Genomic DNA, 26581 nt, shown 5'->3' with positions numbered 1-26581 from the left:
TTCGCTCAGGATAAACTTACCAAGGCTTGTTGTACTTTGAAGGGCTTCGACTCCGATCAGCCTGAGAATAAAAATCTTAGTTTTTAAGCATAAAAAAACTGCTGAATTTCTCCAGCAGTTTAGTCTATTCTCTTTATTCTTTATTCTTTATTCCAAGAAACTATACGTTAAAACGGAAATGCATTACATCTCCATCTTTTACAATATATTCTTTTCCTTCAACTTTAAATTTTCCTGCTTCTTTTGCTTTTGCTTCTGATCCGTAGTGAACATAATCTTCATATGAAATTACTTCGGCACGAATGAATCCTTTTTCAAAATCGGTGTGGATAACTCCGGCTGCTTGTGGTGCTGTAGAACCGATGTTGATTGTCCAGGCACGAACTTCTTTTACTCCTGCTGTGAAATAAGTCTGCTGTTTCAATAATTTATAAGCCGCGCGGATTAAAACCGATGCTCCCGGTTCTGTCAAGCCCATATCTTCAAGGAAAACCTGACGTTCTTCATAGCTTTCCAATTCCGTAATATCAGCCTCTGCTCCTACTGAAAGTATGATAACTTCAGCATCTTCGTCTTTTACCAATTCACGAACCTGATCTACATATTTGTTTCCGTTTACAGCTGAATTTTCATCAACATTGCAAACATATAATACCGGTTTTGCAGTAATCAACTGAAAAGACTCCATTAAAACTTCCTCATCATTACTTTGCGGAACAATAGTACGAGCCGACTTAGCCTGTAATAATGCCTCTCTGATTCTGTCTAAAAGTGCTTTTTCAGTTTGTGCTTCCTTATTTCCCGTTTTGGCAGCACGATTTACTTTTTCCAAACGTTTTTCAACGGTTTCCAAATCCTTTAACTGAAGTTCGATATCAATCGTTTCTTTATCACGAATTGGATTTACATTTCCGTCAACGTGTACAATATTATCATTATCAAAACAACGCAAAACGTGAATAATAGCATTACACTCTCTAATGTTTCCTAAAAATTGGTTTCCAAGGCCTTCACCTTTGCTTGCTCCTTTAACTAAACCTGCGATATCAACAATATCAACAGTTGCCATTTGTACACGCTCTGGTTTTACTAATTCTTCTAATTTGTTAATTCTCGGATCCGGAACATTTACAACACCAATATTGGGTTCAATTGTACAAAATGGAAAATTTGCACTTTGCGCTTTTGCATTAGATAAACAATTAAATAATGTTGATTTTCCAACATTTGGTAATCCTACAATTCCTGCTTTCATCTGTTGTTTCTATTTATTTTTATTTGAACCTGAAATATATCAGGTATTACCATTAAAACTTTCTAACTTATTACAGAATAGAAGTCTCTATAAATGGATATGATTTATTTATTTATATTTTATTTCTATTGAAATGATATTTTTTAGCTTTAAAATTTTGCAAATATAAGATTTAATAGCTCGTCAGTGAAGTAAAAATGACGATTAATGTTTTTTAAAGTATCTTCTTAAAAAAAATTAAACTTTTCATTAAGGTTTTGTTAAAAAATATTACTTTTATTACAAATCAGAACAAACAATAAACCAAAACCCAAACAAACTATGAAAAAGATTACGTTATTATTATTATTTCTATTAAACACTGTTATTCTTTTTGCGCAAAAAGAAATTTCTGGTGTTGTAAAAGATAAAGCAGGAGCACCGCTGCCTGGAGTGAATATTGTTGAAAAAGGAACTACAAATGGAGTTTCAACAGATTTTGAAGGCGGCTATATTATAAAAGTAAAAGAAGGAGCAACATTAGTTTTTAGTTATGTTGGCTACTCAACCGTAGAAAGACAAGCTGTGAGTGATAAAATTGATCTGATTTTAGACGAAAATGGTGGTCAGGTTTTGAATGATGTTGTAGTTGTAGGTTCCAGAAATTCTAAAAGAACTGTTGTCAATTCTGCAGTTCCTATTGATATTATTAGTGTAAAAGATGTAACAACACAAAGTGGAAAACTAGAAATTAATGAATTACTGCAATACGTCGCGCCTTCATTTAATGCTAACAAACAATCAGGCTCTGATGGTGCCGATCACGTTGATCCTGCTTCGTTGAGAGGTTTGGGGCCAGACCAGACATTGGTTTTAATTAACGGAAAAAGAAGACACCAATCATCGCTTATTAATTTATTTGGAACACGTGGCCGTGGGAATACTGGAACCGATTTGAATGCAATTCCGGCTTCATCTATTAAAAGAATTGAGATTTTAAGGGATGGTGCTGCAGCGCAATATGGTTCTGATGCAATTGCAGGAGTTATTAATATTGTTTTAAACGATACTGTTGATGAATTAACCGGATCTGTAACTTATGGCGTTTTTAATACCAATGCAAAAGGTGATTTTTTATCTGGAACTCCAAATACTGATGGTTTTAGACTAGACCAAAATGGAAATGGAAATACTTATGGAAAAGACCAGTCTTTTGATGGCGGATCTGTAAAAGTGGCCGCAAACTATGGAGTTACCATTGGTGATAAAGGGGGATTTGCTAATATCACAACAGAATATATCAATAAAAACAAAACACTAAGACCAAGTTATGACTTTAGAAAAGGTTTTGGAGATGCCGGAATAGAAGGTTTTAATCTCTTTGCAAATTTAGCAATCCCTATTTCTGATAAAACTCAGTTTTATGCTTTTGGAGGAAGAAATTACAGAGATACTGATGCCTATGCTTTTACCAGAAATGATGGTGAAAGAGTTGTAGAATCTGTTTATCCCGGTGGTTATACGCCAAGAATTACCTCTAACATTACTGACAATTCTCTTGCAGCAGGATTTAGAACTAAAACTGTCAGCGGATGGAATGTTGATATAAGTAATACATTTGGAAAAAACATGTTTCATTATTTTATAAAAGGAACTATAAATGCCTCACTTGAAGACAAATCTCCAACAGAATTTGACGCCGGAGGGCATAGTTTAACTCAAAACACAACGAATTTTGACCTTTCTAAAAACTATGATTCTGTAATGAACGGTTTTAATATTGCTTTCGGAGCGGAATTCAGAACTGAAAAATTCACTATTTTTTCTGGAGAGGAAGGTTCTTATGCTACTTATGACACCGATGGAAGACCCATTACAGATCCTGCCAGTCAAAATGCCCCAATAGACCCTGTTAGTGGAAATGCAAGACCAGGAGGTTCACAAGGTTTTCCCGGGTATAGTCCTGCAAACGAAGTTGATAAAAGCCGTACTAACTTGTCTTTATATACAGATGCTGAGTTAGATATAACAAAAGCCTTTTTATTGAGTGGAGCTGTTCGTTTCGAAAATTACAGCGATTTTGGAAGTACTGTAAACGGAAAATTAGCTGCCAGAGTTAAGGCTGGTGAACATATTAACTTTAGAGGATCTTTGAGTACCGGTTTCCGTGCACCATCATTAGCTCAAATTTATTATAATTTACGCTTTACAAATTTCAACGCTGGCGGTGCAACTGAAGTTTTACTTGCTCCTAACAACAGTCCTGTTACAAAAGCATTTGGAATTCAGAAATTAAACGAAGAGAAAGCTGTAAATGCCTCTCTGGGATTTACAGCTTCATTTGGAGATTTCACAGCCACAGTTGATGGATATTATATTAAAGTAAAAGACCGTATCGTTCTTACAGGGTATTTTGACGCAAGTGCTTTAAATCTTGGTGTTGCTGAAGCGCAGTTTTTTGCTAATGGTGTTGATACCAATACGCATGGATTGGACTTAGTTTTTGCCTGGAAGAAAAAATTTGGAGAATCACAATTTGGCGCAACTTTCGTTGGAAATATCAATGACATGAAAATTGATAAGGTAAAAAATGGAAATCTGGACGAAGCAACTTTCTTCGGAAAACGTGAAAAAGCATTTTTATTGGCATCCGCTCCGGACAGCAAATTTGGTTTAAACTTAAACTATTCTAAAAATAAATTTGATGCCGGTTTAGCTTTCACTCGTTTCAGCAAAGTAGTTTTGGTAGATTATGCTGATGAAGATGACGTTTACAATCCAAGATTAGTTACCGATTTAACTATTGGTTATAAACTAACAAAGAACCTAAAACTAAGTGTTGGAAGCAATAACTTATTTAATGTTTATCCAACAAAACAAGATGAACAGGGTAATACTGAAGCAGGAGGATACTGGGACGCTGTACAAATGGGTTTCAGTGGAGCTTACTACTATGCAAGACTTGGATTTAATTTTTAAGAAGCTTACTTATTATGCTTCCTGAATAAAGTCGAATGACAGCTTGATATTAAAAGTATGTGATAAGAGTAAGGCCTCAATTCAGCCTGACATTTAAAATAAAAATCCTGAGCGTCAAACTCAGGATTTTTTTATTTTCTTTTTAAATTACATATTAAAATCTAATGCTTTTATTAATGCTTTTTCTTCGTCGGTGGCTGTAAATCCCGAAATATCCCAGTAATTGGTCAGAATCTTGTTCTTTTTGTTAAAAAGCGTTTTCTCTTTAAAAACATCACTTTCCTTGTAAGTAAATTTTTGTCTGTTGAAACCGGTAGTTATAAAATTATTTCGAACCTGGATATTCTTTTTTGTTTTATCTTTTAAAATAATATCATAACCTATCTCTTCATTCGAACTCAATAAATAATAATCTAAACCATCTACTCTGTAATTTACTTTTACAGTAGATCTTGTGATGTTCTTAAAACCAACTTTAGTATTCTCTTCCATTTCAGCAATATTTTCCGGAGCGGTCACAATAGTAAATTCTATAATTAATTTTTTTACAGGGTCATAAACGATTTCAAAATTATCTGCTGTAGCTCTGGATGCATGCAATGGTGTAACAGTCATTACATAATAATCATTATTAACAGGATGTACTTTTACATTAAACTCGTATTCTTTCTTTGCTTTTGCATCTAAAATGGGCTGGAAATATTTTAAATTTAAATAATTTTCCATAATATTATTCAAATTATATCCCTTTAAATCAGCGCTTACATCTGTTTCCAATAAGCCATAAGATCGATTTTGCTCTACTAATAATGTTGTACTAGCTTTCTTTTGATTCACAGTAAATTGAAAATTTACAAGTCCGTCATTATAATAGGAATATTTATTGTCAAGCAGAAAAAATTCCCTTACATAAACTTTTAAACGACAGGAAATTGCCAGTTTTTGTATTGAATTAGCTATAATTTTTTGAAGTATTTTTTGCGGGGATCCTTTAGACAAAACAACTTCATCTAATTTATTATTTTTATTTTTTAAATAAACTACAAACCCGTTTTCTTTTAAAGCTGCCCAACGTAACGTTAAATCCTCATAATTTGTCTCAGAAACCTGAACATTTGAAGCTCCGTTTAATATAAAAGTTACTTTACCATCCTCGTTACTTAATAAAATCTGTTTGGTTTTTAATATAACCACTGTTACATTTTCTATAGGTAACTGTGTATCTATATCTTTTACAACAATAGAATACTCGGTACTTTGAGCAAAAACGGTCGCATTAAAGAATACAGTAACCAAAAGTATCAATCCTTTCATAAGATTATTATTATAGAAATTCCCGACTAAAGTATTAAAATATTATCAAAAAATTAAATTTACTACAACAAATCATTAAATACCAGCATAATATGTAATAAATTTAATCATCAAAAAAAATCCTGAGCTCAATACTCAGGATTTTTTTGATTTTTTAAAAGTTCGATGTATTATTCATTATGCAGAAAAGCTTGTCTGCTCAACAAGGTTTCTTCATCTTCTACGTGATTATCATCTGGTATACAACAATCAACAGGACATACGGCAGCACATTGAGGTTCATCATGAAACCCTTTACATTCGGTACATTTTCCAGGAACGATATAATATATTTCGTCAGAAATTGGTGTTTGTGCATCATCTGCATCAACCTCAGTTCCGTCTGGTAAAATTACTTTTCCTGAAAGACTTGTTCCATCTTTATATCTCCAATCATCTGCTCCTTCATAAATTGCTGTATTTGGGCACTCTGGTTCACAAGCTCCACAGTTTATGCATTCGTCGGTTATAATTATTGCCATTTTATTCTTGGTTACGAGTTAAAAATTATAAGATCTCACAAACATTTTATTCTGCTTTGCCTTATAACTTAATATAGCTTATTTTTGTGCAAAATTACAATCAAAACCTTTCATAAACAAATTACTTATGTTACAAAACGAAAAAAAACAATCTTTTATAGCACTAGGCCTGTTTTTAAGTCAATTTTCTGAAGAAGAAAACACTAGAAATGAGTCGGTTTTAGGCAATGACTTGTTTTTTGATGATTTTATAAAACTCATTCAGCTTTCGCAATCACATAACGGATGGTATACTCCGGAACAAGTATATTTTGCAATAAAATCCTGGGCAGATGCCCTGACTGAAGAAAACATTGACAAATGGCTTTCACCCTATTCCTTCGACTCCACTCAGGATAACAAAAAGGAAAAAACTGTTGCACTAATCTTAGCCGGAAATATTCCGTTGGTTGGCTTTCATGATTTTTTATCTGTATTGATAACCGGAAATAAAGCTTTAATAAAAACGTCTTCAAACGATCAGCATTTATTGCCTTTTTTGGCTAAATATTTAATTTTCGTTGATGAAAGTTTAAAAGATAAGATCACTTTCGTGGAAGGAAAATTAGAAAATTTTGATACTGTGATTGCTACCGGAAGCAACAATACTGCACGTTATTTTGAATATTATTTTAAAGATAAACCTTCTATTATCCGTAAAAACAGAAATTCTGTTGCTGTTTTAAACGGCCAGGAAACAAAAGAAGATTTAGAAGCCTTAGGCGAGGATATTTTTCGCTATTTCGGTTTGGGATGCCGAAATGTTTCGAAGCTTTTTGTTCCGAAAGGGTATAAATTCGATACTTTTTTTGAGGCTATTTTCAAATATCAGGATGTTATTCATTATGAGAAATATGCCAATAACTATGATTACAATAAGGCGGTCTTTTTGATGAGTAATTTCAAATTGTTAGATAATGGCTTTTTGACAATTAAAGAAGATATCAGTTATGCTTCTCCGATTTCGAGTGTTTTTTATGAATTTTATGATAACATAGAAGATTTACAAAACCGTCTTGAAGCCGACAGTGAACAAATTCAGTGTATTGCAAGTAATAATTTAATAAAAAACAGTATTTCATTTGGACAAACCCAATCTCCAAAATTATGGGATTATGCAGACAATACCGATACTATATCGTTTTTGTTAATAACATAGGTTAAAAATTTATAATTATTGCGAATAATTTAACGATTTTTCGGCTCGTATTCCCGAAATTTGCGTTTTTAAAAATTTGGACTATTTTAACTATACCATGAAAAAACACAACTACAGCGCAGGGCCAAGTATTTTACCTCAGGAAGTTTTTGAAAAAGCGTCAAAAGCAATTTTAGATTTTAACAATTCCGGATTATCAATTTTAGAAATTTCACACCGAAGCAAAGATTTCGTTGCCGTTATGGACGAAGCACGTGCATTGGCTTTAGAATTATTAGGCCTTGAAGGCAAAGGATATCAAGCTTTATTTTTACAAGGCGGAGCAAGTACAGCATTCTTAATGGCTCCGTACAATCTATTGAAAGAAAATGGAAAAGCAGCTTATTTAGATTCAGGAACATGGGCTACGGCAGCAATAAAAGAAGCAAAGTTCTTTGGAGAGACTGTTATCGTAGCTTCTTCAAAAGAAGAAAATTATAACCATATTCCAAAAGGTTACGAAATACCGGCTGATGCAGATTATTTTCACTGTACAAGTAACAACACCATTTTTGGAACACAAATGAAAGAATTCCCGGCAACGAACATTCCAGTGGTTTGCGATATGAGTTCTGATATTTTTTCACGTGATTTAGATTTTTCTAAATTTGATTTAATCTATGCCGGAGCTCAAAAAAATATGGGACCTGCAGGAACTACTCTGGTAGTTGTTAAAGAAGAAATTTTAGGAAAAAACGGAAGAGCAATTCCTAGTATGTTGGACTATGCCAAACATATCAAAGCAGAAAGTATGTACAATACACCACCTGTTTTTGCTGTTTATGTTTCGTTATTAACAATGCAATGGATTAAAGCAAAAGGCGGAGTTGCTGCTGTTGAAAAATTAAATAATGCAAAAGCTGCTTTATTATATGCTGAAATCGACAGAAACCCATTATTTAAAGGTGCTGCAGCTGTTGAAGACCGTTCGAATATGAATGTGACTTTCTTACTAACAAACCCTGACCATACTGAAACATTTGATAAATTGTGGAAAGAGGCTGGGATTTCAGGATTGCCCGGACACCGTTCTGTTGGTGGTTACAGAGCTTCTATTTATAATGCTATGCCTATCGAAAGTGTTCAGGTTTTAGTAGATGTAATGAAAGCTTTGGAAAGTAAAGTATAGTTTTCAGTCACAGTTTCAGTTATCAACCGAAAACTTAGTTTGCAAAAAATATCAATTAAATACCGGAGCCCTAGCCCCGATAGAAATGGAAATCCTTTTATGTTTTTCTTTAAAACATAAAAGATTGAAATGGATAGCGGGAATTAGCTTCTAAACAAAAAAAAGAAAAATTAATTATGAGGACGAGATTGCTTCGTTCCTCGCAAAGACATAAACTAAAATGAAAGTATTAGCGAATGACGGGATTTCTAAAAGTGGAATTCTAGCTTTAGAAAAAGGTGGATTTGAAGTTATAACTACAAAAGTAGCACAGGAACAAGTAGCTAATTTTGTTAACGAAAATAATGTAAGTGTAGTTTTGGTACGTAGTGCTACCAAAGTTCGTAAAGATATTATTGATGCTTGTCCCGGATTAAAAATTATTGGTCGTGGCGGTGTTGGTATGGATAATATTGATGTAGATTACGCTAAAAGCAAAGGAATCCATGTAATTAATACGCCTGCTTCTTCATCTGAATCTGTAGCCGAATTAGTATTTGGACACTTACTTTCGGGTGTTCGTTTTTTACATGATTCAAACAGAAATATGCCTTTGGAAGGAGATTCAAACTTTGACGGTTTGAAAAAAGCATATGCAAATGGTGTTGAATTAAGAGGCAAAACATTAGGAATTGTTGGTATTGGCCGTATTGGTCAGGCTACTGCAAAAATGGCTCTTGGTTTAGGTATGAAAGTTATCGCTGCAGATAGTTTTATTCCGACAGTAGATGTTAAAGTTGAGTTTTTTGACGGTCAGTCTGTTACAACTACTATCGTTACTCAGTCATTCGAATCTTTATTAAAAGAATCGGATTTCATTACCTTACACGTTCCTGCTCAGGATGGTTACATCATTGGTGAAAAAGAATTTGAAATCATGAAAAATGGCGTTGGAATCGTAAACTGTGCACGCGGTGGTGTTATTGACGAAATTGCTTTAATTAAAGCATTAGATTCAGGAAAAGTTGCTTTTGCCGGATTAGATGTTTTTGAAAGCGAGCCAAAACCGGAAATGACAATCTTAATGCACCCAAAAATTTCATTGACTCCTCACATTGGAGCTGCAACAGGAGAAGCACAAGATAGAATTGGTACTGAATTAGCATCACAAATCATTACTTTGTTGAGCTAATTAACTATAATTAATACTTTAAAAGGGATTTATTAACGACGTTTAATAAATCCCTTTTCTTTTTTCATTAAATTTGAAGTTACCAATCTAAAAATCTAAATCATGTTTGAACAATTAACACAATTAGTCCAACAATACGGAGGCGATGCAGTTGTAAATAACAGCGCTATCCCAAATGAGCAAAATGAAGCTGTAGTTGCCGAAACCGGTAACTCAATATTTGCAGGATTGCAAAAAATTGCTTCGGAAGGTGGCGGAGAACAATTAGCTGGTTTATTTAATGGAAGTACTCCTATAGATAATTCTAATCCGATAGTTCAGCAAATATCGCAACAACTAACAGGAAGTCTTAGTGAGAAATTCGGATTGAGTAGTACAGATTCATCAAATGTAGCTTCAAGTATGATTCCGCAGGTTTTAAATTCTTTAGTAAATAAAGCAAAAGACCCAAATGATGGCAGTTTTCAGATTTCGGATATAATTAATTCTATTTCGGGAAACAGTGGTCAGGCATCGGGAATTATGGATACGATTTCTAAATACGGAATGCAATTTGGCTTAGATCAAAATGCTGACGGAAAAGTTGATGTAGCAGATGTTTTGGTAGTAACTAAAAGCAAAGGAGGTATTTCAGGTTTTATTGGTAAACTATTTGGGAGATAGATTTTCTTTAAAAATTCAAGGTTTAAACTAAAAAATATAAAAGCTGCTTACTTAAACGTAAATAGCTTTTTTTTATTTAAAAAACTCAGATCCTTTGAATTTACAAACCTTTGTATCTCAGTATTTTTTCGTAAATTTATGTTCAAATTAAAAGTCATGAAAAACACTGTTTACATCCTTATAATTTTATTTAGTATTATTGCCTGCACAACTACTAAAACAGGTGTAAATAATAAGCCTGTAAATAATAATGTAGCGGTAAACGATACAGTAAGAATTGCTAATGATTCTTTAGAATATGAAGTAATTATAATTGATAATGGTTTTAGTACCTGGCTGGCATCAAGGGCTTTCCCTCGAAATTACCATTCTCAATCTTATCTTGAAAATAAAAATCAGCAGTATGTAAGTGAGTGGAATAATCGGGTTTTACAACCGCAACGTTACAATCCCGCTTTATACGAAATGACAATTAATTACAATCCAACAATAAATTATGGCTACGAAGTAAATTATCTTATCTATAACTACATGATTTACTTTCAAAATACTTACAAACAAAAATTAGGCGGCTATGTTCCTTCCAGATAATGTTACTATATTTGTAATCATTGTAAATAAAAATGAATCGATTAAAGCAACGCTGGGGCATTACCTCTAATTTTCAATTTGTCATCATATTTATTGTTTTTGCCATCACCGGATCGGCATCAGCATGGTTGTCCAGACCTTTTTGTGAATGGCTGAATATTACCAAAAATGATTTTGGCGGATGGTTTACCCTTATTCGATTATTAATTATTTTCCCTATTTACCAGGTTCTGTTGGTTGCTATTGGGGCTGTTTTTGGACAATTTCGTTTTTTTTGGAACTTCGAAAAAAAGATGCTTAAAAGTATGGGACTAGGATTTTTATTTAAAAATTAATTTTTTCCATTTTCCTATTTAAGCTAAATAAGCCTCAAAAGAGAGTTATTTCTTCTAAAAAATCTTTAAAACATTTTCTGTTACCTAATCGGTCTTTATACATTCCGATTAATTGATTATACCTTAAACACAGAAAATAGCAACACTCATATTTTTTTCAATATAAACTAATAATCTGTATTTTTTTAAGAATAAATTTACATTATACAAAAAAATAACCGACATACATTATCAAAAACACCATTCACACAGGATAGTACAGGACAGTTTTATTTTAAGGATTATTAATCTTTACAAGTACAAGATTTATCTTTAACTAACTAAACCAAACCACAGTATAATGTTTAACAATTCTATGAAATTTTCGTTCGTAATGGCAATAGTCTGCCTTACAATGTCAACAACAAATATTTTTGCCCAAAATCCGGTAGTAAAAATTGATTTTGATCAATCGGGAAGACAATCAGCCGAAGTAAGTGAACCTGGGTACATTCCTTGGGTGATTACCACAAATACAGCCAGCAGAACTGAAAACGGAGTTACCTTTACCATAACCAGAGTTGGTGATAAAGGAGATATTTTAGGTACCAATTGGTATAAAACCGGAATACAGGCGCCTAGTTACGCCAGATTAGTATGCGATGGACTTACTGTAAAAAATGGTACTGCAAATGAAGGCGGGCAAATAGAAGTACGAATTAGCGGATTAGAAACAGGTACTCATACCCTCCTTGCTTTTTTAAATGCTGTAGATAGTCCTGTTTACACTTTTAGTCCAATTGATATATCGATAGATGGAAATCTGGTAATCGATAATTTAATTCCAAGTGTGAGAGCACTGAAAACAGCAGATGCAAAATCGGCTTACTTAACCTTTCAGGCCACAACAGGAACCGATGTAATTATCCTTTTTGCTGCCGAAACATCAGGTACTGAAACTTATAAAAATGTAATGCTGAACGGATTTGAATTAAACACGCCTAATATTTTTAATCAGGCAACAAATCCTTCGCCTAAACATAATGATGAACACGTAGAATTGAGTTCAGGCAGCAAAACATTAACATGGACTTCGGCAATTAATGCTGTATCGCACAATATTTATTTTGGTACTGATTTAGCTGCTCTGGAAGCTGCCGGAACTTCATCACCGGAATACAAAGGCAACCAAATAAAAGCAAATGCTTCTTACCTTGTAAATGGATTATACACCGGAGCAACTTATTATTGGCGTATTGATGAAATTTTGGCTAATAACGAGATTATAAAAGGCAATACATGGCGTTTTCGTCCTGCCCAGCTTGCTTTTCCTGATGCAGAAGGTTATGGCCGATTTGCCCGTGGAGGAAGAGGTGGAAAAGTAGTAGCCGTAACCAATTTAAATGATAGTGGCCCGGGAAGCTTGCGTGAAGCCGTTACAAACGATATCGGACCAAGAACCATTGTTTTCAACACATCAGGAATTATCCAACTAGATTCTCGTTTGGTTTCAAATCAGCCTTATGTAACCATTGCCGGTCAGACAGCTCCGGGAAAAGGAATTTGTATTCGTAAAGCGCCTTTTGGGATTACAGGAAATGATGCTATCGTTCAGAATGTAAGGGTTCGATTAGGAGGAGGAACAACTTTTGACGGAATGGGATTAACTGGCGCGGATAATAGTATAATTGATCATTGTTCTATCAGCTGGACTATTGATGAAGCTTTTAGTTCCCGTTCAGGTAAAAATATTACACTGCAAAGAACATTAATATCAGAAGCATTAAATGCTGCAGGGCATCAAAATTATCCAGCCGGAACTGAGCATGGTTATGCAGCGACTATAGGCGGTGATATTGGAAGTTTTCATCACAATCTTTTAGCACATTGTTATGGAAGAAACTGGAGTCTTGGCGGCGGATTAGATGGAAGTGGCGCTTACGCCGGAAGAATGGACATTACCAATAATGTAGTTTACAATTGGGGAAGCAGAACAACTGATGGCGGAACCAAGGAAGTCAATTTTGTAAACAACTATTACAAACCAGGTGCCGGGTCCAAAATATTTGTTGCATTTAGTGCCGATAACGAAAATACCGGAACAGGAATGCAGCAATGTTATTTTAATGGAAATGTGATGCCGGGTTATTTTGACGAAAATAATCAAACTATTGGAAGAAGATCTACCTATAAAAATGGAGCGACTAATACTTACGATAACTTTGTTGGTACACCATTCTTCCCTTCATACGTAACTACACAATCTGCAAAAAATGCTTATAAAATTGTACTTTCTGATGTTGGATGTATACAGCCGGAATTTGACGATCACGATCAAAGAATCATTACAGAAACGTTAAACGGAACTTATACTTATAGAGGAAGCGTAACCAATAAACCCGGATTTCCGGATAACGAATCTGATGTTGGTGGTTACGAATCCTATCCTGAAATAACCAGAGATGTAAATTGGGATACTGATCAGGACGGTCTGCCTAACTGGTGGGAAACGATTATTGGAACAAATACAAATTCTGGTATAGGCGATTTTTCAGATGCCAATGCAGATGCTGACTTAGACGGATATACTAATTTGGACAAATATTTACAATGGATGTCTCTGCCTCATTATGATTCTCCTGCCGGAAATAAAATCAGCATTAATATCCAGAAACTTTCGAGAGGTTTTACAAGTGGCGTTAGCTATTCTCTATCTAATATTGTTAACGGAAATACGACACTTAACTCAGATGTTGTCGAATTTACACCAACAGCAGCAGGTTTATGTTCTTTTGATTTTAGTGTTACTGATAATGAAGGCGGAACTATGACACGCAAAGTGAATATTGTTAGTGGATACAGCTCTAATCTATCAGTAGAAAAACCAAATAAAGAAAATACTTCTTTTAAAGTTTGGCCTGTACCAAATAATGGTTCTTTTTCAATTTTAATGGAAAATGACTGCAGTGATGCTGAACTTAAAATCTTTGATGTTTTAGGTAAAGAAGTAATTAAAAGAAACATTAGCGGAAAAACACAGGAAAACATTAATATAAAATCAAAAGGGGTTTTTATCATAAAAGTTTCAAATCCGGCAACAAAACAAATATTGCATACAAAAAAGATTATAGTGCAATAAGTTTTTTCATAGTTTTGATATAAACGGCAACTGTTTGAGTTGCCGTTTGTATTTAAATTTAATGATTAATTGTTTTAACAGGAAAGCTAAAACCAACTAAATAATACTCCTGAAAATACTTCAAAAATTAAATTACCTTATTTTGTTTTTGAAAATAATATGTATAAATCCATGTAATCGTAAAGGATGGAATCACATCTGTAAATGGAATTATCTCTTCTACAAAAGTCAAAATACTTGCTACACGACCTACTCTGCCTTTATACATTCTGGTCATAATAAAAGCAGCAACGGGAGCCCAAATCACATCTGAAAACTCTCCTAACAGCGGAATACTAAACGAAATCATTCCAATTCCGTCAAAGAGCAATCCTAAAAATAGTTTTTTTAATTTCTCGTCTTTTACAACTGGTATTTCCTGTATTTCCATTTTTCATTATTTTTTATTTTCTTATTACTGCAAATAATACACCAAAATTTCCATCAGTCTGAATCCAATTTTCAGAAGGCAAATAGGCCCGTGATACAAATCCATCCAGATACAAAGCATTTTTACATCCTAACTCCTTAAAATATTTTGCAAAATCATAAAAATTAATTTCCTTTTTCGACAGAACAAAGACCACTTTGTCATTCGGTAAAATTCCCACTCCGTTCCTTATATTCAAATTTGGAGAACCTTCTTTAAAAGCAGGGTGAATTTGATTTTCAATTACTAGCATTGGGCCGGATTGTGTAGCATATGCAATTTTACCATCGTTATGAAACATTTCGGTTGTACAAATTTCAGGGACATTTTCTGTCGTTAAATAAAATACTCCGTTAGGTTTTAAATAGAAATTGCCTTGTGCATTTGAAGTATCCAAAGGAGATAATATCTTTTGTTTTTCAATATAAAGCCCTTGTGGCGAGTTATCTTTTTTATACATTCCGCCATTCATTGCGAAAACAAGTTTTAAATTCTTTTTTTCAATCCAAAGTTTTAAATTTTGGATACTTCCAAAATTCTGATCCTTTTCATTCTTCCAGAATAATTTCAAATCTTGTTTTTTCGGATCAACAACATAGGCTAAAAATTGATCGTCTGAAGATTTTTTTGCATTAATAAAAAGAGCAAAAATCACAATTGCCAATGTTGAAATCCCTATTTTTAATCTCATGTTCTCTTCTTATTTTTAATAAATATAAAATAAAATTTTCAATAATTCTTAATCAGACATTCTTCTTAAAATTCTGTTACAACCCATTTTAATATCGGCAGAATCTTTGTTTCTTTGTAAAAACAGTTTCAAATGATAAAAGCAAAAAATATACATAAATACTACGATCAGCTTCAGGTGTTAAAAGGAGTTGATTTACATATTAAGAAAGGGGAAATTGTTTCAATTGTAGGCGCTTCCGGTGCTGGAAAAACAACTTTATTACAAATTTTAGGCACTCTGGACCAACCTGCAAAATCAAATACTGAAACTTCTCTGACAATAAACGGAGAAAATGTTTTAGGATTAAATGACAAATCCCTGTCAAAATTCAGAAACCTGAATTTGGGATTTATATTTCAGTTTCACCAGCTTTTACCTGAATTTACCGCTCTTGAAAATGTTTGCATCCCTGCTTATATTGCAGGAAAAAAACCATCTGAAACTGAGGCTGAAGCTAAAAAACTATTAGATTATTTAGGATTATCACACAGGATCAATCACAAACCAAACGAACTTTCGGGCGGAGAGCAGCAACGTGTTGCCGTAGCCAGGGCTTTAATCAATAAACCGGATGTGATTTTTGCCGATGAGCCTTCCGGAAACCTGGACACACATTCTGCCGAAAATTTACATCAGTTATTTTTTCAGCTCCGCGATGAATTCGGACAGACCTTCGTAATCGTGACTCATAATGAAGAACTGGCTAATATGGCCGATAGAAAATTAGTCATGTCAGACGGACAAATAATATCATAATGATTTTAATTCTTTTAAGTTGGATTTATGTCGTTTTCTCAACTATCAATATTGGTTTTTATACCAATAAAAAGCTCGAACTAAAAAATTCAAATTTTGTTATTTTCTCAATTCTTGGGCTTTTTACAACTACTGTCTTTGCAAGTATTTGGGCTGTTTTTGGAAGAATTAATATTGAATTTCATCTCATCTTTTTAATTCTCAATATTGGAATTTATCTTAGGTTTAAAAATGAAATTCAGATACTATATAAATCTTTTTTCCTGGAATTAAAAGCTTTAACGCTTTCTTTAAAAATAGCTTTACCCTTTATTTTCATTTTAATTCTGGCTCAATGCGCCTCAATTCCTTATATCATTGACAATGAATCATACTATATTCAGACCATAAAATGGATAAACGAATATGGTTTAGTAAAAGGTGTAGCAAACCTGCATTTATTTTTAGGGCAAACAAGCGGCTGGCATATTACACAAAGCGTATTTAATTTTTCTTTCCTGTATAATAAATTTAATGACTTAAGTGGTTTTTGTCTTTTACTCGGTAATATATACGCTTTTCTTCATCTCAATAGTTACTTTAAAAATAATGAAACTAACCATCTTATTATTGGTTTCCTGCCGTTGGTTAATATCTTTTTATTCACTTTTATCAGCACACCATCCCCTGATTTGCCTGTTTATATTTTATCCTTAATTATCTTTTTTAAATTCGTAAATCACTATGAAAAACTAGATTCGGAAACATTTAATCTTATTACTATTCTGATTCTCTTTACAATATTTATAAAAACAACTTCCATCATTCTTGTATTGATTATACTTGTATTATTTATAAAACATTATAAAATTTTAATTCAAAAAATTACCCAACCACTAATTATCAGTTTATTAGTATTATCTCTTTTTTTAATAAAAAATACCATTACCAGCGGTTATCCTTTATTCCCATCAGTATTTAACCCATTTTCATTCGATTTTCAAATCCCGGCCCCAATGGCGCATTTTTATTATGATGAAACCAAAAGAGCGGCTTTTTCATTAACCGAAAATCAATATAATAGCCTGAATACATTCGAGATCTTTAAAGTATGGATTTCACGATCTGGCCTGCATGGTATGTTTAATAAAGCTATTTTATTTCTTCTGGCAGTAATTCCGGTTTTCATATTTAAATTTTTCAATAAAAAGTCATTTTGGATTTTATACGGAATACTGTTTTCGCAAATGATATTGCTGTTTTTGTCTTCACCTCAATATCGTTTTTTTATAAATGCTATATTATTATTCAGTTTTTTAATCGCTGCCTCTATTCTTAATACTAAAAGAAAAATCCTAGTCTCTCTCTATTTATCATTATTGATTTTGACAATACTTACAATGATTCCTTTTAATTTAAGTCTTTTTACAAGTAATATTCATTTAAAAAAAAATAGTACATTTTCTTTAAACGAAATAATTTTCCCATATAAAAACAGCAAGTTTGACAATGATTATGAAATCATAAAAAATGGTAACTTACAATACAATTCTCCCATTAACAACGTTTTCTTTTGGGGAACTGGTGATGGAGAACTGCCTTGTGTCAATAAAGAACAAATAAAGTATTTTGAGATGTATTACAAAATAAAGCCTCAAATGCGAACTACGAATTTAAAAGACGGCTTCTACTCCAAAAATATATCAAATGAATCAAACTGAACTCAAAGAATTTCTCGACGAAAAGGTCGCTCAATATAATAATCTGGATTTTATTGAGAGCGATCCCGTTCAGATCCCGCATTTGTTTTCTCAAAAGGAAGATATTGAAATTGCCGGTTTTTTAAGTGCAACAATTGCCTGGGGAAATCGTAAAATGATTATTAAAAATTCACATCAGATGATGAATTTGATGGGGAATACTCCTTATGATTTTGTCATGTCACATTCTGATGAAGATCTGGCACGGTTAGAAAATTTTGTACATCGCACTTTCAATGGTAAAGATTTTGCAGGTTTTATAAAAGGATTGCAGCATATTTATAAAAACTACAACGGACTGGAAGCAGTCTTTTCGAAAAATCAGGAAAATAACAGCTTACAGAAAAGCATTCATGAGTTTAAAAAAATATTTTTTGAAATCGATCATTTACCCAGAACCCAGAAACACATTTCGGATCCTTTAAATAATTCTGCAGCAAAGAGAATCAACATGTACCTTCGATGGATGATCCGCCAGGATACAAAAGGTGTTGATTTGGGTATCTGGAAAAACATTCCGCCAGCCATTCTGTCTTGCCCTCTGGATGTTCATTCCGGCAATGTAGCACGTAAATTAGGATTACTTACACGCAAACAAAATGATGGAAAAGCATTAGCTGAATTAGACCTCAAACTTCGGGAAATGGATGCTGATGATCCTGTAAAATACGACTTTGCATTATTCGGCTTAGGAGTTTTTGAAGGATTTTAACAACCAAATCCGAAAAAAAATCGTACTTTAATTACAAATTCAGTGTATATGATTACGATTTTTGAATTTTTAAAATTTTATGTTGTCCCCTCACTTCTAATCTGCCTTATTATTCTGGTTGTTTTAATGTGGAGTAAACGCTTAATTATGCATAACTTCAATAAAAAAAAACAGTTTATAATTCAAAATACCTATCTGTTTTTAGCTTCCTTAATTTTTGAAAAAAATAATAAAGAGAAAATCGAAGAGAAAATTACCGAACTAAAAAGTAAAATACCGTTACATAAAAACTGGTGCAAGAAAATTGTCATCAATGAAATGATCCGCTTTAAAAAAAACCTGAAAGGAGAGTCAAGTCCAATAATTATAGCATTATACAAAAAACTGAAATTACATTTTTACTCTGCCCGATTGGTTGCAGACTTAAGGTATTATCAAAAATGTGAAGGGTTTTATCAATTTCAGCATATCGATTTCAAACCAGCCAAAAAATTAATAAAACCTTATTTAACACATCCTGACAGAATTATTCGCTCTAATGCGTATGCCTGCTATTTGTCATTGGTCGAAGGCAAAGTAGAGCAGCTTGCAAATATTCCGACAAAAATTTCGTTGTTAAACATTATTAAATTGATGGATCTCCTGCATATAAAAAAAATAAAATTGCCAAAAAACATTGATGAATGGTTAATTTCAGAAAATAAATCCGTGGTACGGTTAGGCATTAAAACAATGGTTTTTTACAATTATGCCAATCAGGAAGAAAAAATTACAGAACTATTAAACTCTGAAGATGACATTTTAAGATATGAAGCCATCTTAGCCTGTCGGGCATTATATTTTGAAAATGCGGAAACGGGATTAATTTCTATCTACTTACATGATAATGATAACAATAAAAAAGAAATTTTAAGAAGTTTAAAAGTAATTGGAGGGGAAAAATCAGTATTATTTTTAGAGCAATTAACTTTATACGAAACCAATAAAACCATAAAAATGTATGCAGTAGATGCATTAAACAGTATTGACAAAAAAACTGCCGAAAAATTAAGCTTAAACGACAATGATACACTCCGTATGTTAAATCATATAAACGATATTTATATTGTATGATAGTAGAAATTCTAAAATACTGTATAAGTGCATATGAAATATTTATTTCGGTGTTTTCCGGAATTTATATTCTGTTTTATATTATTCTGGCTATTTTATCGTATTCAGCTATTTTAAAACACTTGCGATTTCAAAAATATTTAGAAGAAGAGACTTTATTTAAATCAAATTATTTAACAGGCGTTTCTGTTATTGCCCCTGCTTTTAATGAAGGTGTAAATATTGTGTACAATGTGCGTTCATTATTGTCCCTGACTTATCCAAAATATGAAGTTATAATTGTAAATGACGGCAGTACAGATGACACACTCGAAAAACTCATAACCGAATTCGAACTGGTAAAGGTTAATTTTTATTATCAGGAACACATCCCAACCAAAAAGGTCCGGGGTCATTATAAATCAAAAAACCCAATTTACTCGAAACTATTGGTTGTCGACAAAGAAAACGGAAAAAGTAAAGCCGATGCCTCAAACGCAGGAATCAATTCATCAAACTACCCTTTGTTTTTATGTACTGACGTGGATTGTATTTTGAAGCAGGAAACTATTTTAAAACTGGCAAAACCATTTATGGAACATAGCAAACGAGTTATTGCAACTGGTGCCGGAATCAGAATTTCAAACTCTTGCGAAGTAAAAGAAGGCTTTCTGGTCAAAATACATTTCCCAAAAGAATGGTATCCCAGATTTCAGGAATTAGAATATGTAAGGGCCTTTTTATTTGGGAGAATGGCATGGAGTAAAATAAACGGCTTATTATTAGTTTCCGGAGGATTAGGAATGTTTGATAAAGAAATCGCCATAAAAGCAGGCGGTTATTGGCATAAATCACTTGGTGAGGACATGGAACTCATTACCCGTATGCGAAAATACATGTATGACACACATCAAAAATTCTTAATTAAATATATTCCGGAATCATTATGCTGGACAGAAGTTCCGTCTACAAAAGAAATTTTGTTAAGACAGCGTGTTCGCTGGGCCAGAGGCCTGATACAAACTTTATATTTACATCGTAACATGTTTTTTAAATTAAAATATGGCAAAACTGCATTTTTAATCCTGCCCTATTTTTTTTGGTTTGAATTTATGGTCCCAATTATTGAGGTAATAGGTCTGATTACCATTATAATTGCTTTTATATTTCATTTTATCAATATGAATTTCCTGTTTTGGGCTACCCTGGCAATATATTTATTTTATTTATTGATCACTCTGGTATCCATATTTATAGATGAAATTTTATATAAAAATTACGATAATTTGAAAGAATTAATGATTTTGGTACTAATGGCAATTATAGAACCTATTGTTTATCATCCTATTTGTGTTTATGCCTCACTAAAAGGGTATTGGCATTTTTTTAATCAAAAAGAACAAAGCTGGGGCGTGATGACCCGAAAAGGATTTACTGCTTCTAAAAAAATATAAATCAAATGAAAACCTCTTTTATCCTATCCGTTGTTTTATTTTTCCTGGTAAATAACAATCCTGCTATTGCTCAAAAAATTGATGTCGATAGTTTACTGGTACAGCTTATTTCTGATTTTAAATTAGAGAAAAATCCACAGGAAATAATTCAAAAAGCGAAAACCGGATTAAAAATAGCTCCCGATTATCTGGATTATTATGTATTGCTGGGACGAAGCTTTGAAAGAATTCAAATGACTGACAGTGCGAAGTTTTATTATCGAAAAGTAATTTCAAAAAGCGATAAATATCCGGATGCGTACAATTATTTAATCAATTTAGAAATCAGCAATCATGAGTATAATTCGGCATTAGAAAATATCGAAAAAGCAAAATTGCTTTATCCTCAAAACCAACTTTACTACGATACAAAAAAATTAAACATCTATGAATTACAAGGTAATGAAGAAGCTGAATTAGAATTAATGATCCAATTGATTAAGCAAAATCCTAAAAACATTCCGTTTAAAGACCGGTATATTTTACTTTCCGGCAAAATAAAAGAAGACAGGATTGGAGTACAATATACGCACACTTCCTTTAATCGTGAAGGTTATGGACCATGGAATCAGTATATGGCACAATATATCCGAACCCGGAATTGGGGATCATTAATAGCAAATATAAATGCCATGAACAGAAAATCTGATTCGGCAGATGATGTAAACGGAATACAATATGAGCTTTCCTCCTATCTTTTTACTACAAAAAGAAACTATTTGTTTTTAAATGCCGCTTTTAGCAATGACAGGGTTTATCCCAAATATCGACTAGGAGCTACCTACTTTATTAGTTTTTTAAAAAAATGGGAAGCCAATTTAGGATTCCGATATACCAAAACCAATACTGAAGATTTTCCTGCATTGGTTTTAGGATTTGGGACATATTATAAATCATTTTGGTTTAATCTGAGTTCTTTTCTTCAAAGTTCTGATGATAAAATAAATCCTGCATTTACTTTTACTTCCCGTTATTATCTGGACACCAGGTACGATTATTTATTTGCAATTTTAGGCTACGGAACTTCTCCTGATGACAATAATACTGCCGGATTATATAGTGAAAGAATAAATCTAAGCTCTTATCGGATGGGGGCCGGAATAAGCAAAACACTCTACAGTAATTATATTGCAGGCTTGCAGTTTCTGTATAATAATCAGGAGTATTCACCGGACAAACGACAAAATGAATATGAAATATCGCTTTCCCTGCAATATAAATTTTAAACCATGCAAAAGTGGATTTTTATACTTGGATTACTTTTCATTTTAAACCCAAAAATGATGTCGCAAAACGAGATTATATTTCAACAATCCGCATCAAATACCCATATCAATTATACGGATGCCCAATGTTTGACAGCTGCAAAAATTCTTAAGGAAAATTTAGGTAAAATTAGCCCGGCTTCTTTTGAAATTGCTGCAGATAAAGCAGAAAACGGAATTGTTTTGGAAATTTTTCAATCTAAAGAAAAAGATTTTTTTGAAATTAATTCAGACACAAAAAAAATAACTTTAAGAGCAACATCTGCATTATTTTTAGAATATGGTGTTTATAGTTTACTGGAATATTGGGGAATACGGAAATTCACAGCTGAGTATACTTATTATCCAAAATTTGAAGTCTTAAAATACCCAAAAAATAAACAAATAAAAGAACAGCCTTCATTTGATTTCAGAGGATTATTATATCCCGGGGTTTATGATGAGGCTTTTAGAAAATGGCACAAAATAGATTGGTATTTGGATGATTTTGGTCTTTGGGGCCATACTTTTGAACAACTTGTACCTATCAAAGAACATTTTAAGGAAAATCCAAAAATGTTTGCACTTTACGATCATAAACGGCGTGGCGAATCTATTTGCTATTCAAATGATACGGTTTTTAAAATAATGCAAAACAATATATCAAAAACTATTCAGGAAAAACCAAATGCCTCCTATTTTTCGATTAGCCACAATGATGATGTTGTATATTGTGAATGTAGTGATTGTCAAAAATTAAATCAAAAATACGGTTCGCCTCAGGGAGCACATTATTATTTTTTAAACAAAATAGCCAAACAATTTCCAAAAACTAAAATTGTAACATTAGCTTATTTACATAGTTATCAGCCTCCACAGAACTTAATATTAGCTCCAAATTTGTATCCAATGGTTTGTCCAATTGAAGCAAATCGTGATGAAGCTTTAAATGAAGGCAAAAATAATGGTATTAAAAATGTTCTTCAAAAATGGGTTAAACTTTCCAAAAATGTAATGTTCTGGGATTATACTGTTGAGTTTTCAAATTATGTATCGCCTTTCCCCAACCTTCACACATTTTCTTCCAATTATGCCTTTTTAAATACTATAGGAATAAAAGGTGTTTTTACTCAGGGATATGCTGATGTTCCCGGAAGTTTTAGCGAATTGAGAGAATATCTTTTAGCAAAATTACTATGGAATTCGACTATTGATGTAAAAAAAACAACATCTGATTTTTTAAGGGGTTATTATGGAAAAGCGGCTCCCTTTATTCAGGAATATTTAGAAAACCTGACCAAAAATCAAAAAGAAAAAAACACCTATCTGGATATTTATTCCAATCCTGTCGAGCAGCGAAATAGTTTTTTATCTTCTGAAAACATGGCGCTTTATGATAATTTACTTTCTAAAGCAGAGAATGCCGATGAAGATATTCTAATTAAAAAAAGAATCAAAAAATTACGTCTGGACCTGGAATATGTATTTTTTGAGCAGGCAAAATTTTACGGAAAAGAACCTCACGGAATGTATCAAAAAAAAGACGGGACTTTTTCAGTGAAGGACAATTTGGAAAATCGTGTTCAGGACTTTACAAAAAATTGTACCGAATTTGGAATTTATGAACTTAGCGAGGGTGGTCTCAGCCCACAAGAATATCTTACGCAATGGAAATACATAGCAAAAAATAATGTAATAGACCATTTAGGTGAAAATATGAAATATGAATTTGTAACCCGGCCATCATCTGATTATAATGCTAAAAAAGAAAACGGGCTGAAAGATGGAATAAAAGGCTACAAAGATTTTAATATTAACTGGACAGGCTGGTATGAAAAGAATGCAGAGCTTATTATTGATTGTAATAATACTGATTTTAATACGTTAGAATTTCAATGTTTAGAAGATCAGAGGCATTGGATATTTTTGCCTTCTAAAATTATTTTAAAAGGATTACGAAATCAAAAGTGGAAAATCATTAAAGAACAAAAAAGCAAAGAATTAACAGAGGATTATAATTTAAATATAGAAAATTATAATTTTAGCAAGATTAGTTTTCGTATTTTTGATAAAATAAAGATTATTCTTATACCTGAACAAAAAATTCCGGCCTGGCGAGAAAGAAAAAATAAAAAGCCCATGCTGATGATAGATGAAATAGTACTGCTGCAAAAATAAAAAATACTCAAAAAAGAAAAAACAATGGATAAAAAAAGGATATTCATTATTGAAGACGACAACATGACTATTGAAATATTAAAATTCATATTTACTAAAGAGGGTTATGAACTTTTAATTTCAAAAGACGGATTAGATGCTATTGAAAGAATTCCAAAAGAACTGCCCGACTTAGTTATAACAGATATTATGCTTCCAATGAAATCAGGACTTGAAGTCATAAAATTCATTAAAGATAATCATCCTGATATCCCGGTTATCGCCTTGTCTGCGTTAAGTGAAGAAGAAAGAACCGTTTCTGATGCTTTTAAATTAGGAGTTGATGATTTTATCGCTAAACCATTTACTCCGAACGAATTATTATTACGTGCCAAAAGATATTTAAAAATAAGATCTTAGTAAATAAACCAGTAATCGATTAACGATGTCTTCAGTATTTATCTGTTATAAGGGGATTTAATGCTATCTTTGCAAAAAAATTAAGGCAAATGAGCACGTTCGAAAAATTCAATCTTCCAAAATCCCTACAAAAAGCAATCGACGAATTAGGATTTGTTACCCCAACTCCTATTCAGGAAAAATCCTTTTCTGTGATTATGTCAGGCCGTGATATGATGGGGATTGCGCAAACCGGTACCGGAAAAACATTTGCTTATTTATTGCCTCTTTTAAAATTATATAAATTTACACCAACCAATACACCTAAAATTGTAATTCTTGTACCAACTCGCGAATTAGTGGTTCAGGTTGTGGAAGAAGTCGAGAAACTAACCAAATATATGTCGGTTAGTACACTCGGAATTTTTGGTGGAGTAAACATTAATACACAAAAAAAAGCTGTTTATGAAGGTGTTGACATTTTAGTTGGAACACCCGGAAGAACTATGGATTTGGCTTTGGATGCCGTTATTCGTTTTGATGAAACTCAAAAATTAGTTATTGATGAGTTTGATGAAATGCTGAATTTAGGTTTCCGTACACAATTGACAGCACTTTTGGCAATGATGAAAACCAAACGTCAGAATATTTTATTCTCGGCAACAATGACCGATGAAGTTGATGCTGTTTTAAATGACTTTTTTGATTTTCCGGAAGAAGTTACACTTGCTGCTTCAGGAACTCCACTTGAAAATATTACTCAGATTACGTATAATGTTCCGAACTTTAATACAAAAGTAAACTTGCTGAAACACTTATTAGAAACAAACGAAAGCATGGAACGTGTCTTGGTTTTTGTGAATAATAAGAAGATTTCAGATATGCTTCATACACGTATCGAAGAAGATTTTGAAGGTCAGTTTGGAGTAATTCACTCTAATAAATCTCAAAATTACCGTTTAAGTACGATGGCAGAATTTCAGGAAGGAAATCTGCGCGGACTGATTACGACAGATATTATGGCGAGAGGTTTGGATATTTCTAATATCTCACATGTTATCAACTTTGAGCTTCCGGAATTCCCGGAATTGTATATGCACAGAATTGGCCGTACAGGTCGTGCCGATGCAACCGGAACTGCAATTAGCTTCATCACGCCTCGTGAAGAAGAATTTAAAATTGAAGTGGAAGTATTAATGAATCAGGAACTTAAAATTGCTGATTTCCCTGAAGAAGTTGAAATTTCACTAAAACTGATTGAACCTGAAAAAGATCGTCAGCCAATTAAATTTTTAACCAAAAAACCAAAGCTCTCGGGTGATGGTGCTTTTCACGAAAAAGATAAAAAGAATAAAAAAGTCAATCTTGGAGGACCTTCAAAAACCAAAAAGAAAACTCATGGTTCTGTTAATAGAAATATGCTGAAGACCAGGGATAAGAAAAGAAAAGACAGTAATAAATAGTCTCTGTTTTCAGTCACAGTTTTCAGTGTCTG

At 32.8% G+C, this 26581-nt stretch carries 22 protein-coding genes; 17 read left to right on the top strand and 5 right to left on the bottom strand.

Features of this window, described 5'->3' with window-relative positions; genetic code table 11:
* Positions 1-160: 160 nt before the first annotated feature.
* Positions 161-1255: a redox-regulated ATPase YchF gene (gene ychF, locus PMI10_RS21475; protein WP_007811826.1), complete on the bottom strand. Its 1095-nt coding sequence runs from the start codon at positions 1253-1255 to the stop codon at positions 161-163.
* A gap of 321 nt (positions 1256-1576) precedes the next feature.
* Here ychF and PMI10_RS21470 point away from each other — a divergent pair, with 321 nt between their 5' ends.
* Entirely contained in the window at positions 1577-4213 is a 2637-nt protein-coding gene (locus PMI10_RS21470) for a TonB-dependent receptor (RefSeq protein WP_007811824.1), read from the top strand.
* A 147-nt stretch (positions 4214-4360) separates the two neighbouring features.
* Here the strand turns inward: PMI10_RS21470 and PMI10_RS21465 are convergent, their stop codons facing one another.
* The gene (locus tag PMI10_RS21465) at positions 4361-5527 is read right to left on the bottom strand and encodes a hypothetical protein (protein ID WP_007811822.1); all 1167 of its coding nucleotides are present in this window, start codon (positions 5525-5527) and stop codon (positions 4361-4363) included.
* Between the two features lie 170 nt (positions 5528-5697).
* Entirely contained in the window at positions 5698-6048 is a 351-nt protein-coding gene (locus tag PMI10_RS21460; RefSeq protein ID WP_007811821.1) for a 4Fe-4S dicluster domain-containing protein, read from the bottom strand.
* Positions 6049-6175: 127 nt separating this feature from the next.
* Here PMI10_RS21460 and PMI10_RS21455 point away from each other — a divergent pair, with 127 nt between their 5' ends.
* The 7 genes from PMI10_RS21455 (at position 6176) to PMI10_RS21425 (ending at position 14292) form a co-directional block, all read left to right on the top strand.
* Positions 6176-7246 carry an acyl-CoA reductase gene (locus PMI10_RS21455; protein ID WP_007811819.1) on the top strand — a complete coding sequence of 357 codons (1071 nt, stop codon included), beginning with the start codon at positions 6176-6178 and terminating at the stop codon, positions 7244-7246.
* Between the two features lie 97 nt (positions 7247-7343).
* The gene (serC, locus tag PMI10_RS21450) at positions 7344-8414 is read left to right on the top strand and encodes a 3-phosphoserine/phosphohydroxythreonine transaminase (protein WP_007811817.1); all 1071 of its coding nucleotides are present in this window, start codon (positions 7344-7346) and stop codon (positions 8412-8414) included.
* 220 nt (positions 8415-8634) lie between these two features.
* Positions 8635-9585 carry a D-2-hydroxyacid dehydrogenase gene (locus tag PMI10_RS21445; protein ID WP_007811815.1) on the top strand — a complete coding sequence of 317 codons (951 nt, stop codon included), beginning with the start codon at positions 8635-8637 and terminating at the stop codon, positions 9583-9585.
* Positions 9586-9687: 102 nt separating this feature from the next.
* Positions 9688-10248, top strand: coding sequence for a DUF937 domain-containing protein (locus PMI10_RS21440; RefSeq protein WP_007811813.1), 561 nt, complete (start codon positions 9688-9690; stop codon positions 10246-10248).
* Between the two features lie 156 nt (positions 10249-10404).
* On the top strand, positions 10405-10839 hold the full coding sequence (locus tag PMI10_RS21435) for a DUF6146 family protein (protein ID WP_007811811.1): 435 nt from the start codon (positions 10405-10407) through the stop codon (positions 10837-10839).
* A gap of 32 nt (positions 10840-10871) precedes the next feature.
* Positions 10872-11174: a DUF6787 family protein gene (locus PMI10_RS21430; RefSeq protein WP_007811808.1), complete on the top strand. Its 303-nt coding sequence runs from the start codon at positions 10872-10874 to the stop codon at positions 11172-11174.
* A gap of 373 nt (positions 11175-11547) precedes the next feature.
* Positions 11548-14292 carry a T9SS type A sorting domain-containing protein gene (locus PMI10_RS21425; protein ID WP_238539495.1) on the top strand — a complete coding sequence of 915 codons (2745 nt, stop codon included), beginning with the start codon at positions 11548-11550 and terminating at the stop codon, positions 14290-14292.
* A gap of 127 nt (positions 14293-14419) precedes the next feature.
* On the opposite strand, the gene PMI10_RS21420 is transcribed toward PMI10_RS21425, so the two are convergent.
* Entirely contained in the window at positions 14420-14722 is a 303-nt protein-coding gene (locus PMI10_RS21420; RefSeq protein ID WP_007811804.1) for a hypothetical protein, read from the bottom strand.
* A gap of 13 nt (positions 14723-14735) precedes the next feature.
* Positions 14736-15452, bottom strand: coding sequence for a phosphodiester glycosidase family protein (locus PMI10_RS21415; RefSeq protein WP_007811802.1), 717 nt, complete (start codon positions 15450-15452; stop codon positions 14736-14738).
* A gap of 132 nt (positions 15453-15584) precedes the next feature.
* On the opposite strand from PMI10_RS21415, the gene PMI10_RS21410 reads away from it, so the two are divergent.
* The 9 genes from PMI10_RS21410 to PMI10_RS21370 all read left to right on the top strand — a co-directional run bounded on the left by PMI10_RS21410 (position 15585) and on the right by PMI10_RS21370 (position 26549).
* A complete protein-coding gene (locus tag PMI10_RS21410; protein ID WP_007811801.1) occupies positions 15585-16250 on the top strand; it encodes an ABC transporter ATP-binding protein in 666 nt (221 codons plus the stop codon).
* A complete protein-coding gene (locus PMI10_RS21405; protein ID WP_007811799.1) occupies positions 16250-17950 on the top strand; it encodes an LIC_10190 family membrane protein in 1701 nt (566 codons plus the stop codon). Before PMI10_RS21410 ends, PMI10_RS21405 begins: the two co-directional genes overlap by 1 nt.
* Positions 17937-18701, top strand: a complete 765-nt coding sequence (locus PMI10_RS21400; RefSeq protein WP_007811797.1) for a TIGR02757 family protein — start codon at positions 17937-17939, stop codon at positions 18699-18701. The genes PMI10_RS21405 and PMI10_RS21400 overlap by 14 nt, the downstream gene beginning before the upstream one ends.
* 147 nt (positions 18702-18848) lie before the next feature.
* Positions 18849-19814: a HEAT repeat domain-containing protein gene (locus tag PMI10_RS21395; RefSeq protein ID WP_035632589.1), complete on the top strand. Its 966-nt coding sequence runs from the start codon at positions 18849-18851 to the stop codon at positions 19812-19814.
* Positions 19811-21247: a glycosyltransferase family 2 protein gene (locus PMI10_RS21390; RefSeq protein ID WP_007811792.1), complete on the top strand. Its 1437-nt coding sequence runs from the start codon at positions 19811-19813 to the stop codon at positions 21245-21247. The genes PMI10_RS21395 and PMI10_RS21390 overlap by 4 nt, the downstream gene beginning before the upstream one ends.
* A gap of 5 nt (positions 21248-21252) precedes the next feature.
* Positions 21253-22512, top strand: coding sequence for a YaiO family outer membrane beta-barrel protein (locus PMI10_RS21385; RefSeq protein WP_007811790.1), 1260 nt, complete (start codon positions 21253-21255; stop codon positions 22510-22512).
* 3 nt (positions 22513-22515) lie between these two features.
* Entirely contained in the window at positions 22516-24708 is a 2193-nt protein-coding gene (locus tag PMI10_RS21380) for a DUF4838 domain-containing protein (protein ID WP_007811788.1), read from the top strand.
* Between the two features lie 24 nt (positions 24709-24732).
* The gene (locus tag PMI10_RS21375) at positions 24733-25107 is read left to right on the top strand and encodes a response regulator transcription factor (RefSeq protein WP_007811786.1); all 375 of its coding nucleotides are present in this window, start codon (positions 24733-24735) and stop codon (positions 25105-25107) included.
* 89 nt (positions 25108-25196) lie between these two features.
* A complete protein-coding gene (locus PMI10_RS21370) occupies positions 25197-26549 on the top strand; it encodes a DEAD/DEAH box helicase (protein ID WP_007811785.1) in 1353 nt (450 codons plus the stop codon).
* Positions 26550-26581 lie beyond the last annotated feature (32 nt).

This window comes from Flavobacterium sp. CF136, from assembly GCF_000282055.1.
Taxonomy (GTDB): Bacteria; Bacteroidota; Bacteroidia; order Flavobacteriales; family Flavobacteriaceae; genus Flavobacterium.
Note: the sequence above shows the minus strand (reverse complement) of the source record. Positions and strands in the feature narration are given on the sequence as shown.